Raw genomic sequence first — 223 nt, 5'->3', positions numbered from 1 at the left:
GGCTCAGCGCCGCGATCACTCTCGCGCGGGCCGGACGCTCCGTGCAGGTCTTCGACAAGCTCCGGCCAGGTGAGGGGGCCGCGACGCGCAACGGCGGAATCACAAGCGGGACTCTTCGCCTCAGCCATGCGGAGATGGCCCGGCGCTTTGGCGAAGCAAGGGCCACCGCGCTCGAGGCCGAGGCGAAGGTCGCGCGTGAGGATCTCTATCGGTTCATCGCCGA

1 protein-coding gene is annotated in these 223 nt (G+C 69.5%); it reads left to right on the top strand.

Annotated features, from left to right (window positions below; all coding sequences use genetic code 11):
* The coding region (locus tag E4K09_RS29400; protein WP_166802473.1) for an FAD-dependent oxidoreductase at positions 1 to 223 on the top strand (223 nt) is incomplete at both ends.

It is taken from the genome of Microvirga pakistanensis, assembly GCF_004458765.1.
GTDB classification, from domain to species: domain Bacteria; phylum Pseudomonadota; class Alphaproteobacteria; order Rhizobiales; family Beijerinckiaceae; genus Microvirga; species Microvirga pakistanensis.
The sequence above is the reverse complement of the archived record's forward strand: the minus strand, read 5'-3'. Positions and strand labels throughout refer to the sequence as shown.